Here is a 12853-nt window from a genome sequence, read left to right on the forward strand (position 1 = left end):
GTCACCGGGCGTGTCAGCCCGGCGTTTCGCCCTGCTCCCGCCTACCGGCGCCCGATGTTCGCTGTGACATTGCCGACCTCCCCGGCAGGCGGCGAGCTACTGTGGGAAGCATTCTTTCCAAAACACGGGTGGATTCGGCGGGAAAGGGATCGTGATGAACAAGATTCTGAATTCTTTGTCCGACGACGAGTACGTGCTGGTTCGGAAAACCAAGAAATCGCAGATGGCGAAGCTGGATGAAGGCGACTTGATCGGCTTGCATTCACGTATTCGGCGTGCTCGCAACAAGTATGTGAAGTTGTACCGGCGGGAGGGCGCGGCCAAGGTCGAAGCCAAGGGGGCGCGGGGGTCCGGCAAGTCGGCGAACAAGCGCAATGCGGGGCGTGCCGAGGTGTTCGAGGACGCGCTGAGCCGGGTCAGCCGGCAGCTGGCCAAGGTCGCGAAACAGAGCGCTCGCGAGCTGAAGGAAGAGCGGTTGGCGCGTGCCCGTAAGAACGCGCCCTCGTTCAGCGAAATCGACAGCACCGACGGGAAAGTGAGTTCCGCGGGCCGTATCCGCGTCGACGAGACCCGGGATTCCTCGGGACGGAAGAAATACGAGGCGTCCTCCGCGGCGGCCGGCGCGCGACGGCAAGCCGCGAAAGACAGCAAGTAGCGCGTTCAGGCCGCGATCCCCAAGCCCAGCGCCACCGCGACCGGCGCCAGGTAGAGAACGGGGAAGGCCACGGTCTTGTACGAGTGCGCGCGCAAAACGGTGATCACCGCGCCGGTGAAGTACAGGATCAGGCCGATCGCGGCGGCCACGCCGATCGGCGGGACGGCGAGCCCGACCAGCAGACCGACCGCACCCGCCGCCTTCGCGATACCCAGCGGCGTCCACCAGCTGCGCGGAACGCCGTATTCCACCAGCGGGTCCACCACGAAGCCGGCCCGGCGCAGCAACGAGAAGGCCGAGAACCCGACCCACAGGGCGGCGGCGACGGTGACGATGACGTAGGCGGTATCCATGAGGTCTCTCCTTCGGCGGCCGCGCTGCTCGCGGCGTCCACCCGACTGACGACACAGCCGCCGCGAGTGTGACACCACACAGCACAGCGCCCCGATCCACAGGGTGGGCCGGGGCGCTGGGGAGAGCTGGGGACTACTTGCCGCCCTGGCTGGCGACGGCGGCGGCGGCTTCGGGGTCGAGGTATTCGGCCGGCTTCACCGGGCGCAGGTTCTCGTCGAGTTCGCAGCGCAGCGGGACGGTGGGACGTTGCGGCTGGAGTTGGAGGATCATCCTGGCCGGGCAACTGACATCCACACCTGATCGCTCAATAGCCCCGTCTGGTCGATGGGGATCAAGCCATCATCGACCTCGCGCAGCCGGGCGTACAGCGAACGCATTTCAGCTCGACCTTCCACCAGGCCCAACCCGACGGCGCCTTCGAGAATGGTGCGGGTGCCTGCCAGCACGAGCTTCCCGACCGGCTCTCCGTTGGCCCGGCGGCCATCGAGAAGCTGAGCTTCAGCCGTCGCGAGCGCGGCGCCGGCCTGGTCATCGATCACCACGGTCACGTTCTGGCCTTGCTCAGCCCTGATGAGCGCGTGCGCTACCACCATGAGCTCGCCCAGGTCTTTGGCCTGTCTTCTACGCTGGCTCATCGACATTCGCGCTATTCTCGCGACGACCGGTTCGAGCTCAGGCCAGTCGTCGGAGAGGACTTGAATCCACTTCGGTGTCAGCTTCGACCAGTGCCGGGCGGCAGACTTGAACCGTGCGTCGGTCCGGGCCTTACGCAGCACTTCCTGCTCAACAGTTTCCGGAGTACTGATCGGACCCAGGACGCCGATCAGCAGCCTCTGACGATCGATGGCCAGAAAATTCAGCGCCGGGCCCGCGTCGATGACCGGCCGCGAACTCACTGTGTGTCGCCGTCATCGAGATCTGCGTCGAACTCGCTGAGATCGAATGCGACCTTGGGAAGTTCAGCGGCTGCGGCCCATGCCGGCGCGACAGTCGACTCAGCGGGTTCGAGTCCGGCGGCGCGTAATTCGCGTTCGACAGTGCCGGCGTCAGATCCCCTCAATGTGGCAATCGTCTGGATCGACACAGCGTTTTGCAGCCACCCTGATATCGCCCTGGCCAGCAGCCGTTGCGGCGGTCGGCGGCGGTCGGACTCGCGGGCAAGCGACTGATATCGGTCCAGCCAGCCGAACTCGGCTGCGAGGTTGGGAGTGGAGATCGACTTCCACTGCGATTTGGTGGCCGCATCAATGGAGCCAGCCTGTTCCAGCGCGATCGCGGCGATCCTAGGCGAGACGAGAAACCGCTGCACGACCGCCGACAACATCGCCCGGCCGCTGCCGACGTACTCGCCGGCGACCATGTCCCGTACCCCTTGCTGCGGGATCAGCAGATGTCGAGCGAAGGCGTTGGCTCGGCTTTCGACCGGCGCGGCGGAATCGATCTGCGGGTTGTCGGACCAATCACCGAAAACGATGTGCGCCAACTCGTGTGCGAGAGTACTGCGCTGGCGCATCGGATGCGGTGTACGTGCGACCGCGACATACACCGGACCGTCGATGCCACGGCGCATTGTCATCCCGTGCTGATCCGGCTCGGTGTCGACCACCGCGACATCCGCCCCGACGAACTGCTCGATCAAGGTGACGAGGTCACCGAGCGGTGCGGAGCCGAGCTTGTTGTCGGCACGAAACCGGGCCGCAGCCTGCTTGCCCTCGTATTCGGTGCTCACACCACCGCCGCGATTGCCTGGTCATCGAGATAGGCATCGAGCTCGAGGAAATGCAGCACCTGGGCATACATGGAATCCATCGAAGCACCGTTGGCCGAACGCGCCGCGCATTGCACCTGCTCTGACACCATTGAAGTGCCGGTCAACTCGGTCAGCACACACCCGGTGGCCTGAGCAATCGCGATCAGCTCGTTCATCTTGGCCACGCGCTCGCCCCGAAGGGTCCGCGACAACGTGGCCTGCGAGATCCCCGTCGCCGCTTCCAGTTGCCGTTGGCTCAGCCCGGCGGCATCGACCGCACGCTGGACTCGAGCGCCCACCGTCACCATGTCCACGCCACCTCCTGAATCAACATTCTAGATATGATTCATTCTACGGAACGCCGTCCAGACAGGCAATATCCACAATCAAACACAAGCGCCCCGATCCACAGGGTGGGCCGGGGCGCTGGGGAGAGCTGGGGACTACTTGCCGCCCTGGCTGGCGACGGCGGCCGCGCCTGCGGCGGCGGCTTCGGGGTCGAGGTATTCGGCCGGCTTCACCGGGCGCAGGTTCTCGTCGAGTTCGTAGCGCAGCGGGATGCCGGTGGGGATGTTGAGGCTGGAGATGTCCTCGTCGGAGATGTTGTCGAGGTGCTTGACCAGCGCGCGCAGCGAGTTGCCGTGGGCGGCGACCAGGATGGTCTTACCGGTCAGCAGTTCCTTGGAGATGGTGTTCTCCCAGTACGGGATCATCCGGGCGACGACGTCCTCGAGGCATTCGGTCTTGGGGACCTCGATGCCGGCGTAGCGCGGGTCGCCTTCCTGGCTGTAGGAGTTGTCGTCGGCGATCGGCGGCGGCGGGGTGTCGTAGCTGCGCCGCCACAGCATGAACTGGTCCTGGCCGTACTGCTCGCGGACCTGCTCCTTGTTCTTGCCCTGCAGGTCGCCGTAGTGGCGCTCGTTGAGCCGCCAGTCGCGGATGACCGGGATCCAGTGCCGGTCGGCGGCGTCGAGCGCGTTGTTGGCGGTGCTGATCGCGCGCCGCAGCAGCGAGGTGTAGACGAGATCGGGCAGAATACCGTGCTCGGCGAGCAGTTCACCGGCCCGCTTGCCCTCGGCGATGCCCTTGTCGGTCAGGTGCACATCCACCCAGCCGGTGAACAAGTTGAGGGCATTCCATTCGCTCTCGCCGTGGCGCAGCAGCACGAGGGTGTAGGTCATGGGGCCATTCTGGCATTGCGCCGAAGCTCAGGCCCACTCCACCTCGTCGAACCCGAGGCTCATCTCGTGCGGGCCGCCCTCGACCAATGCGTCGACCCGCAATCGGGAGGTTGCCGTGTCCACCCCGCGCACCACGGCGCACACTCCTCGCAGCGGTCCATCCGGAATATGGACGACATCGCCCGGCACGTAGTCGGCAGCCACCTCCCCGAGGCTACCCGCGCCAGGCCGCCGGCCAGGGCGAACGCGCCGGTGCGCCGATGCGCCTGGACCGAAGAGTCGCCGCGCCGCCCCGGCTCAGCCGGCCTGCGCCTCGACCGCGAGCACCCCGGCGCCGACCAGGGTCGCGCCGTCACCGATCGTGGACAGCTGCACCGACAGCTCCCGCACGAAGGCGAGCCGGGCATGCCGGGCGACGGCGGCCCGCAGCGGCTCCCACAGCGCCTCGCCCGACCGCGCGAAACCACCGCCGATCACCACCCGGTCCACATCGAGCAGCGCGGCCGCCGAGGAGATCGCCTGTCCCAGTGCGGTTCCCGCGCGGGCGAGCGCAGCGAGCGCGATCGGGTCACCGTCGCGCGCCGCCGCGCCCAGTTCGACGCCGGTGGTACCGGTCCAGCCCTGCGCTCGCGCCCAGCGCACCGACGACATCCCGCTGGCCACTGCCTCCACACAGCCGAATCCGCCACAGGCGCAGGGGGTGTCGTCACAGGGGACGACGATGTGCCCGAGGTGGCCCGCGTTTCCGGTACGCCCCAACAGCACTCGCCCGTCGGCGACGATCCCGCCGCCCACCCCCGACGACACCGTCAGCGCCAGCCCGTTGTCCACCCCGCGCAGCCCGCCGACCCGATGTTCGGCCAGCACCAGGCAGGCGCCGTCGATCGCCAACCGCACCACCGCGTCCGGGAACAGCGACCGCACCTGCTCGACGATCGGAAACCCGGCCCGCCACGGCGCGAGGTTCAACGGGCTGATCACCCCGCCGGGCCCGTCGACCGGACCGGCCGCGCCGATCCCGACCGCAGTAACGCTCATGTCGCGCGCCACAATTCGCAGCAGCTCGCGGCAGGCCGCCCACGGGTCGGCCGGATCGGCAGGCACCTGACGCACCCCACTCAGGCTGTAGTCCGAATCCACCACGGCGGCAGCGAATTTGGTCGCTCCGATATCCAGTGCCAGCGCCGTCATCCGCACTCCCGTTCTTGCCGGTTCCCGGCACCGGCGACCCCGGACCCGCGATCAATGATGTGAACCCTCACAAGATGTGGCACCCGACACCTTGACTACTGGTCGATACGTATCGGCCCGTTTCATTGGATACTTCCACACGGGTCGGGTCGTGATTGTTGGGCAGTACTCCATTGATGAAGGAAATCTGTGTCGAAATTCGTTGTACTGGTGTTGAGTCTGCTGACGGCAGGCTTGCTCGCCGCACCGGCCGGCGCGAACCCGTTGTATCCGACTCCGGATCCGGATCCGTTCTTCACCGCACCGGGTGACATCGGCGCACTCGCGCCCGGTGACGTCGTGCGCACCCGCCGCATCGACACCCTGCTCTACCCGGGCACCGAGGGCTGGCAGGTGGCATTCCGCTCCACCAATTCCCAGGGCAACGCCATCATGGGCGTCACCACCGTGCTGCTGCCGATCGGCGTGCAGAACCCGCCGCTGGTGTCCTACCAGGCGCTGATCAACTCCATCGGCACCCGCTGCAATCCGTCACAGTCGCTGTTCAACGGTGAACTGCAGGACGCGCCCGGCGCCATGCTGCCCTTGCAGCGCGGCTGGGCGATCTCGGTGCCCGACTACCTGGGCCCCACGGTCGCCTACGGTGCGGCCAGGCTCAGCGGCATGGTCACCCTGGACAGTGTGCGGGCCGTGCAGAAGGTCGCCGAGCTGGGTGTCGGCTCCTCGCCGGTCGCGCTCGCCGGCTATTCCGGCGGCGGCATGGCCACCGCGTGGGCGGGCGCGCTCCAGCCGACCTACGCACCGGAGCTGAAGCTCGCCGCGGTGGTCGCGGGCGGTATCCCGGCTGATCTCGAATTGATGGCCGACGCACTGGGTTTCGCGCCGCACCCCGGTTTCGGGCTGGCCTTCGCCGCCGCGATGGGCATCGAACGCGAGTACCCGGAGCGGGTGCCGGTCTCGGATTCGCTCAATGAGAACGGCCTGTGGTTCCGCGAGTTCACCAAGGACGCGTGCCGCCGATTCCTGCTGTTCCACGGCGTCTTCCGCAATGCCGAGCAGATGGCGGCGTCCAAGGAACTGATGTCGAGCGAGGTGGCGCGCAGCGTGCTCCGGGAGAACAGCCTGGTGCACTTCACCGGCGCGCCGACCGCGCCGACCTACATCTGGCAGGGCAAATACGACACCCTGACCCCGTACGGTCCGGTCGCCGAATCGGTCGCGCACTTCTGCGCCAAGGGCGCCCCGGTGCAGCTCACGACGATCGAGATCTCCGAGCACATGACCGCGGCGGCGGCCGGGTTCATCGATGCCTGGAACTACGTCGAGTCCCGCTTCCGCAACGAACCGGTGCCGACCAACTGCTGAGGTGATCGCTGAGAACCTGCGACGCCGGCCGCCGAATCCCTATTCGTCGATGAGGTGTTCGAAGGCGCGCAGGTTCTTCAGTGATTCTCCACGCGAGACGCGCCACTTCCATTCCCGGCGAATGGATTCGGCGAAGCCCAGTTCGAGCAGCACATTGAAGTCGGTGTCGACGGCTTCCAGGATCTGGCCGAAGATCCGGTCGAGTTCGTCGGAGGTGACCGACTCGGCCGAGACCCGGCCGACGAGGTAGATGTCGCCGACCTTGTCGAGGGTGTAGGACACGCCGTAGAGGCGGCGGTTGCGTCGCAGCAGGTACTTGTAGACACCCTCGAAGTTCTCGTCGGGCTTGCGGCAGACGAACGACTCGATCCGCACGCCGTGCTTGCCGACGGTGAGCAGGACGGTCGTCTTCAGTTTGCGCTCGCCCGGCAGCACGACGATGAAGGTGTCGTCGCTGTGGCGGGTGTATTCGATCTCGCGGTCGCGCAGCGTGTCATCGATGACCTGCGATACGGCGCTCACCTGCGTACTCCTGTCCGGCGCCGCCACAGCGCCCGCGATCTGGCCTGGCCCGCGTCGCCCGCGTGCAGGGCGATCGGGCCGCGTTCGGCCCGGAATCCGGCCATCGCCGCAGCGTAGCTGTCGAGCAGGCCCTCGGCGGTGTGCGCCCAGGAGAAGCGGCTCGCGTGTTCGACGGCGGTGGCGCTCATGGCGGTCAACCGGGCTGGGTCGTCGAGCAGGGCGGCCAGCGCGTCGGCCCAGTCGGGGGTGCGGTGCCCGGCGACGAGCAGTCCGGATTCCCGGTCGCGCACGGCGGTGCCGAGCCCGCCGACGTCGGCGGCCAGCACGGGGGTGCCGCTGGCCTGCGCCTCGATGGCGACCAGGCCGAAGGATTCGTTGTAGCTGGGCACGGCGACCACGTCGGCCGCGCGGTAGACCTGCACGAGCCGGTCGGGGGCCTGCGGCGGCAGGAAGGTGACCCGTTCGGCGATGCCCAGGTCGGCGGCCAGTTCGATGAGCGCGTCGGGCCTGGCCAGGCCGGTCCCGGACGGTCCGCCGACGATGAGCACGCGCAGGTTCCGAGCGGGGTCGCGGCGCAGCAGTTCGGCGGCGGCGCGCACCAGCACATCGGGTGCCTTGAGCGGCTGGATGCGGCCGACGAAGGCGACGATCTGCTCGTCGGGACGCAGGCCGAGTTCGGTGCGCGCGGCGAGCTTGTCACCGGGCCGGTAGCGGCTCAGGTCGGCGCCGGGGGGCACCACGTCGATGCGTTCGGGTGCGGCGCCGTAGAGGTCGACGAGCTGCCGCGCTTCGTCGCCGGTGTTGGCGACGAGCCGGTCGGACTCGGCGATCACCTGCTTCTCGCCGATCACCCTGGTCTCGGGTTCGGGGGTGTCGCCCTCGGCCAGCGCGGCGTTCTTCACCGCGGCCAGCGTGTGCGCGGTGTGTACCAGCGGGACCCGCCAGCGGTCGCGGGTGAGCCAGCCGACCTGGCCGGAGAGCCAGTAGTGCGAGTGCACGAGGTCGTAGTAGCCGGGCAGGTGGCGCGCTTCCTGGCGCAGCACCTCGGCGGTGAAGGGGCACAGCTGGGTGGGCAGCTCGTGTTTGTCGAGGCCCTCGAACGGCCCGGCCACCACGTGGCGCACCAGCACGCCGGGGGCGGCTTCGGCGACCGGCGGCAGGTCGGAGGACGTCGCGCGGGTGAAGATCTCCACCTCGGTGCCGCGTCGGGCGAGTTCGAGCGCGGTCTGCAGCACGTAGACGTTCATGCCGCCCGCGTCGCCGGTACCGGGCTGCGCCAGCGGTGAGGTATGCACCGACAGCACCGCGATGCGGTGGGGCAAGAGATCCGGGCGACGCTGACTCACACCTTCCAGTGTGCACGCCGCGACGCCGCCACCATCATCCCTACCGGGATCGGTGACAGCTGTCACACCGTCGCGGTGGGCGGGTTCACGCACCGGTCGATTCCGAGGATGCCTGATCCGCGCCGCCCACGCGAGCGATTTTCGGCCGTGACGGTCCGGCCGCTCACCGACGCAGCGCCTGCTCGAACAGCGGCCACGACTTGTGCAGATCCTGTTCCCAGTAGCCCCAGGAATGGGTACCGGTGGGCCGCAGATTCACTGTCGCGGGGATCTCCAGCGCCCGTAACCGATCCCGCATCTGGATGGTGCACACATGGGTGACGGCCTCGAGCGCGGCACCGAACAGCAGCCGCAAGGTCTGCTGGATCGGATCACCCTGGGCGGCGATGTTGTCGTGCGGGCCGGGCAGGCCGGTACCGGAGGAGATGTAGACCTCGGTGCCGCGCAGCGATTCCGCGTGCAGATAGGGATCGTGGGCCGACCACGCCGGGTCGGTCGGCGGGCCCCACATATTGGCGGCGTTGCCGAGCCTGCTGCCGACGACCGTGCGCACGATGGCCTGCCCCCGTGGATCGCTGGTGCGCACGCAGCCGCTGTAGGACCCGATCGCCCGGTAGAGGTCCGGCGCGGCGAGCGCGAGCTGGAAGACCGAGGTACCCGCCATCGACAGTCCGGCGATGGCGTTCGCGCCCGAGCCACCGAACGCGGCATCGATCACCGGGGGCAGTTCCTCGGTGAGGAAGGTGGTCCAGCGCTGCTTACCGAGCACCGGGTCCTCGGCGCGCCAGTCGGCGAAGTAGCTGCCCGCGCCACCGAACGGGATCACCACGTTGACCTGTTCGTCGGCGAAGTACGACACCACATCGGTGCGGTCGAGCCAGTTCCCGTCGGCGCCGCCACCGACACCGTTGAGTAGATACAGCGTCGGCGCCGGCTCGTCCGGGTTCGCCGCGCGCAGCACCCGGACCCGGTTGACCGTGTCCATCGATGGTGAGTAGACGCCGACATCGATGGTGCCGTCGGCCTCGGTCCGCCGGTCGTCGATATAGGCGGAATCGGCGGGGGCGGCGACTGCCACGGGTGCCGCGCCGATCACTGCGACCAGGGCGGCCACCACCGCCCCGACGATCCGCGCGCGCCTCGCCCGACCAGCCATCATCGAACCCCGATCTCGACGCCGAATCCTGTTCTCTGCTCTCGGATCCAACGACATATTCGAACGCTACACACGGATTCGGGAAAACTCTGTGACGATTACCAGAAGAATTTCCGCGGCCCTGTGCCCGAATGCAGCGCACCATCGACCCAATCACAGCCGTATCACGGAATCACCTGTCATCGGCCGGGCATGGTCGCCGAAACCCCGCGCGGTCCTGGGGATGTCGATCGCCAGGGGCTGATCTACGCGCATCAGCGTCGCCGCGACCTTTGCCACGCTCCGCAGGCGACTCGACCACCGGATCACGGCACCGAAATCATTGCGAGCGCAGGTCACCGGTCGGCTCGATTCGGTCGCGAGAATTCGGCAACACCGCCGAATTTTCGCCGATCACGATTCGATCTATCGACTGCCGGAAAATAGCTGCCGCCGACCGCGCACCGCCGCACCGCGCCGACCGCGCCTCGCGGTGAACGGCAGGTCAGCCGCGAGCGCACGACTCCCACCCACTCTACTAGAACACGTTATAGTTCTGTCGTTGGCACCCTCACCCGAAAGGCAGACGCAATGACGCGGACCTGGGACTCTTCGACCGATGTGGTCGTCGTCGGATACGGCGGCGCCGGCGTCGCGGCGGCGCTGGCCGCGCGAGAGGCCGGGGCCGAGGTACTCGCGCTGGACCGCTACCTCGGCGGCGGCGCGACCGCGCTGTCGGGCGGCATCGTCTACGCCGGCGCGGGCACCTGGGTCCAGCGCGCGGCAGGCGTCGACGACGACGTGGAGAATATGCTGGCGTATCTGCGCGCCGAGGTCGGCGACACGGTGAGCGAGGAGACTCTGCGCCGCTTCTGCGAACAATCACCGGCCATGATCGATTGGCTGACCAAGCAGGGCGTTCCGTTCCAGCCTTCGCTGTGCCCGTTCAAGACCTCCTACCCCACCGATGACTACTACCTGTACTTCTCCGGCAGCGAGAACTCCGGCGGATTCCGGGATGTGGCGCGGCCCAGTCAGCGCGGCCACCGCGCGCACGGCCGCGGGGTGTCGGGCAAGAAGCTGTTCCAGCCGCTCGCCGACACCGCCGCGGCCCGGGGCGTGCGAGTCCAGACCGGTACCAGAGTCACCGGCCTGGTGACCGAGGACGGCCGGGTGACCGGCGTGGAGGCGACCACGATCAGCGGTGCGCCGGCGCGGGTGCGCCGCCGTTTCGCCGCGCTGGCCAAGCTCTCCGCGAAGCCCGGCGTATACCACCCGGGACTACGCAAGGCCGTACAGGCGCTGCTGGCCCGTATCGAACGGCGCTACAGCACGCCGGTGCGGATCCAGGCCCGCGGTGGGGTCATCCTCACCACAGGTGGTTTCGTCGCCAACGGCGAGATGGTGAGCCGCTACGCCCCGGACTACCCGTGGGCCGAGGGCCTGCCGCTGGGCACGGCGGGTGACGACGGCAGCGGCATCGCCATGGCCCAGTCGCTCGGGGCGGCCACCAGCGGGATGGACGCGATGTCGACGTGGCGGTTCATCGCCCCGCCCAGCGCGTTCTACGGATCGATCGCGGTGAATGTCGACGGGCAGCGCATGGTCGACGAGTCCCGCTACGGCGCGGCATTGGGCCAGGCCATCGCCGCGGCGCCGGGTCACCGGGCCTGGCTGCTCGTCGACGCCGGATTGCTCGCCGAGGCGCGCGGCCAGATCGGCGCGCAGTCGGTGTGGTTCCAGCGGATGCAGGCCGAGTGGCTGCTGCGGGTCGACAGCGTGCGCGCCGGGACCGTGGCCGAGGTCGCCGCGCGCGCCGGTATCGACCCGGCGGGCCTGCGCGCGACCGTCACGGCGCACAATGCGGCGATCGATGCCGATCTGCCGGACCCGATGGGCAAGCCAGGACAGCTGCGCCGGCGCATCGGGGCGGGCCCCTTCACGCTGCTCGATATCTCCTTCAAGTCCCGGCTCAGCTATCCGATGCCGATGCTCACACTGGGCGGATTGTGCGTCGAGGAGGACACCGGCGCGGTCCGGACCGACGCCGGTACGACGATCCCCGGCCTGTACGCCGCGGGTCGCGCGGCCGTCGGCCTGTGCACCAGCTCCTACGTCAGCGGTCTCTCACTGGCCGATTGCGTCTATTCCGGCCGCCGCGCCGGCGCGCACGCGGCCCAGCCCGCCACCGCCCGCTGAGTCCGCGTACCGCCCCTCGGAGAACCCCTCGCGCGCGCGGCTCACACAGCGGCGCGATGGGTTTCCGGGAGGGCGTGCCGGAGGAACTCCGCGGTATCGCGAAGCACTTCGCGGTTCTCGGGCAGGATCGCGTCCAGCACGGGAAACGCGTGGACCTGGCGGTCCCAGATATGAGTCTCGACCGGCCGGCCCGCCGCGGCGAGCCGCTCGCCCAGATCGAGGATGTCGGCTTCGAACATCTCCCTGGTCGCCGCGACCAGGAAGGTCGCCGGAAAGGCCGCCGGGTCGACGTCGAGCAGCGAGCGCGCCCCGCGCGCGGGGATCGGTCCGCGCGCCCACAGGCGCTTGACCCGGCGATAGGCCGAGACCGGCATCAGCGCGTCGTGCCGGAGCAACTCGTGGTCGCGGGCGTCGACGTCGAGATCCACATGCGGGGAGTAGCCGACAAAGGCGGCCGGGCGAGCCAGTCCGTCCTGAGCGGCGAACTCGCAGATCTTGCCCGCCAGGAAGGCGCCCGAGGAATCACCGGCGACGATCACCTTGGCCGGGTCCGCGCAGCTGTCGAGCAGAGCGCGGTAGGCGGCGTAGGCGTCGTGGATCGCCGAACCGACGCCGCCGTCGGGCAACTGCCGATACCGCACCGAGTACACCGGCACCTCGAGCACGCCCGCCATGCTGGCGACCACCGCGCGGTGCGTGCCAGGGCCGCAGAAGGTGAACCCGCCGCCGTGCAGATACAGCACGCTCGCGCCGGCGAGCCCGTCGGCGGCGACCGCCGACGGCACGTGCCGGTCCACCGGAACTCCGCCCAGCTCGATCCGCGAGCGCGCGACCGACACCGGGGACGGCACGGCGCCCAGGACGGTGTCGAGCACCGTGAGGGCGCGGATTCCCCAGTCGGTGACCGGCCAGATCCGGTATCCCTGCTTGCCGATGACCTTGGCCAGCCCGTAGACCAGGTGCGCGCGCACGCTGACCTCGGTGTGCCGGGTCGGTTCGGCCGCGCGCGCGCTGTCGGTCAGGGGCAGTACCGCGGATTGACTGCTCACGCTGGGTCCTCATCTGTCGATGTAACATCTGACATACATGCCTGTCAGATGCGTTCGAGTCAGTATGACACGTGAACACCGATCACCGGAAGAACGGAAGCGAGAC

General features: G+C 68.6%; 14 protein-coding genes and 1 pseudogene. 3 read left to right on the plus strand and 12 right to left on the minus strand.

The features are described 5' to 3' along the window. Positions 1-154 precede the first annotated feature (154 nt). Positions 155-655 carry a hypothetical protein gene (locus ACFXK0_RS14025; RefSeq protein WP_379410531.1) on the plus strand — a complete coding sequence of 167 codons (501 nt, stop codon included), beginning with the start codon at positions 155-157 and terminating at the stop codon, positions 653-655. Positions 656-660: 5 nt separating this feature from the next. Here the strand turns inward: ACFXK0_RS14025 and ACFXK0_RS14030 are convergent, their stop codons facing one another. The 8 genes and pseudogenes from ACFXK0_RS14030 to ACFXK0_RS14065 all read right to left on the minus strand — a co-directional run bounded on the left by ACFXK0_RS14030 (position 661) and on the right by ACFXK0_RS14065 (position 5131). Further along, positions 661-1008 (minus strand): DoxX family protein, encoded by a 348-nt coding sequence (locus ACFXK0_RS14030; RefSeq protein WP_379410532.1) that lies wholly within the window; start codon positions 1006-1008, stop codon positions 661-663. A 133-nt stretch (positions 1009-1141) separates the two neighbouring features. Continuing rightward, positions 1142-1246, minus strand: a pseudogene (locus ACFXK0_RS14035) (phosphoglyceromutase); the annotation flags it as partial. 29 nt (positions 1247-1275) lie between these two features. Beyond that, positions 1276-1905, minus strand: coding sequence for a hypothetical protein (locus ACFXK0_RS14040; protein ID WP_379410533.1), 630 nt, complete (start codon positions 1903-1905; stop codon positions 1276-1278). Continuing rightward, entirely contained in the window at positions 1902-2738 is an 837-nt protein-coding gene (locus ACFXK0_RS14045; RefSeq protein WP_379410534.1) for an ImmA/IrrE family metallo-endopeptidase, read from the minus strand. The genes ACFXK0_RS14040 and ACFXK0_RS14045 overlap by 4 nt, the downstream gene beginning before the upstream one ends. Beyond that, a complete protein-coding gene (locus ACFXK0_RS14050; RefSeq protein ID WP_379410694.1) occupies positions 2735-3067 on the minus strand; it encodes a helix-turn-helix domain-containing protein in 333 nt (110 codons plus the stop codon). Before ACFXK0_RS14050 ends, ACFXK0_RS14045 begins: the two co-directional genes overlap by 4 nt. A 135-nt stretch (positions 3068-3202) precedes the next feature. After that, positions 3203-3940 (minus strand): phosphoglyceromutase, encoded by a 738-nt coding sequence (locus ACFXK0_RS14055; protein WP_379410535.1) that lies wholly within the window; start codon positions 3938-3940, stop codon positions 3203-3205. A 27-nt stretch (positions 3941-3967) separates the two neighbouring features. After that, positions 3968-4144 (minus strand): hypothetical protein, encoded by a 177-nt coding sequence (locus ACFXK0_RS14060; RefSeq protein ID WP_379410536.1) that lies wholly within the window; start codon positions 4142-4144, stop codon positions 3968-3970. 93 nt (positions 4145-4237) lie between these two features. Then, entirely contained in the window at positions 4238-5131 is an 894-nt protein-coding gene (locus ACFXK0_RS14065) for an ROK family protein (protein ID WP_379410537.1), read from the minus strand. A 189-nt stretch (positions 5132-5320) separates the two neighbouring features. Between ACFXK0_RS14065 and ACFXK0_RS14070 the strand changes: the two genes are divergently transcribed. After that, complete coding sequence (locus tag ACFXK0_RS14070; RefSeq protein ID WP_379410538.1) at positions 5321-6496, plus strand: lipase family protein; 1176 nt, start codon at positions 5321-5323, stop codon at positions 6494-6496. Positions 6497-6535: 39 nt separating this feature from the next. Here ACFXK0_RS14070 and ACFXK0_RS14075 read toward each other — a convergent pair whose 3' ends face one another. The 3 genes from ACFXK0_RS14075 to ACFXK0_RS14085 all read right to left on the minus strand — a co-directional run bounded on the left by ACFXK0_RS14075 (position 6536) and on the right by ACFXK0_RS14085 (position 9520). After that, entirely contained in the window at positions 6536-7018 is a 483-nt protein-coding gene (locus ACFXK0_RS14075; RefSeq protein WP_379410539.1) for a YbjN domain-containing protein, read from the minus strand. Then, entirely contained in the window at positions 7015-8373 is a 1359-nt protein-coding gene (gene mshA, locus ACFXK0_RS14080; RefSeq protein ID WP_379410696.1) for a D-inositol-3-phosphate glycosyltransferase, read from the minus strand. Before mshA ends, ACFXK0_RS14075 begins: the two co-directional genes overlap by 4 nt. 154 nt (positions 8374-8527) lie before the next feature. Beyond that, a complete protein-coding gene (locus ACFXK0_RS14085; protein WP_379410540.1) occupies positions 8528-9520 on the minus strand; it encodes an alpha/beta hydrolase in 993 nt (330 codons plus the stop codon). Between the two features lie 426 nt (positions 9521-9946). Between ACFXK0_RS14085 and ACFXK0_RS14090 the strand changes: the two genes are divergently transcribed. Continuing rightward, positions 9947-11698: an FAD-binding protein gene (locus ACFXK0_RS14090; protein WP_379410697.1), complete on the plus strand. Its 1752-nt coding sequence runs from the start codon at positions 9947-9949 to the stop codon at positions 11696-11698. A gap of 41 nt (positions 11699-11739) precedes the next feature. Here ACFXK0_RS14090 and ACFXK0_RS14095 read toward each other — a convergent pair whose 3' ends face one another. Then, positions 11740-12747 carry an alpha/beta hydrolase gene (locus ACFXK0_RS14095; RefSeq protein ID WP_379410541.1) on the minus strand — a complete coding sequence of 336 codons (1008 nt, stop codon included), beginning with the start codon at positions 12745-12747 and terminating at the stop codon, positions 11740-11742. Between the last annotated feature and the right edge of the window lie 106 nt (positions 12748-12853).

It is taken from the genome of Nocardia sp. NPDC059177, from assembly GCF_042755165.1.
Lineage (GTDB): Bacteria > Actinomycetota > Actinomycetes > Mycobacteriales > Mycobacteriaceae > Nocardia.

Excerpts from the sequence above, each read along its gene's own strand:
- ACFXK0_RS14025 (WP_379410531.1), top strand. The coding sequence starts at position 155 with ATGAACAAGATTCTGAATTCTTTGTCCGACGACGAGTACGTGCTGGTT.
- ACFXK0_RS14085 (WP_379410540.1), bottom strand. The coding sequence starts at position 9,520 with ATGGCTGGTCGGGCGAGGCGCGCGCGGATCGTCGGGGCGGTGGTGGCC.
- ACFXK0_RS14050 (WP_379410694.1), bottom strand. The coding sequence starts at position 3,067 with ATGGTGACGGTGGGCGCTCGAGTCCAGCGTGCGGTCGATGCCGCCGGG.
- ACFXK0_RS14030 (WP_379410532.1), bottom strand. The coding sequence starts at position 1,008 with ATGGATACCGCCTACGTCATCGTCACCGTCGCCGCCGCCCTGTGGGTC.
- ACFXK0_RS14065 (WP_379410537.1), bottom strand. The coding sequence starts at position 5,131 with ATGACGGCGCTGGCACTGGATATCGGAGCGACCAAATTCGCTGCCGCC.
- ACFXK0_RS14055 (WP_379410535.1), bottom strand. The coding sequence starts at position 3,940 with ATGACCTACACCCTCGTGCTGCTGCGCCACGGCGAGAGCGAATGGAAT.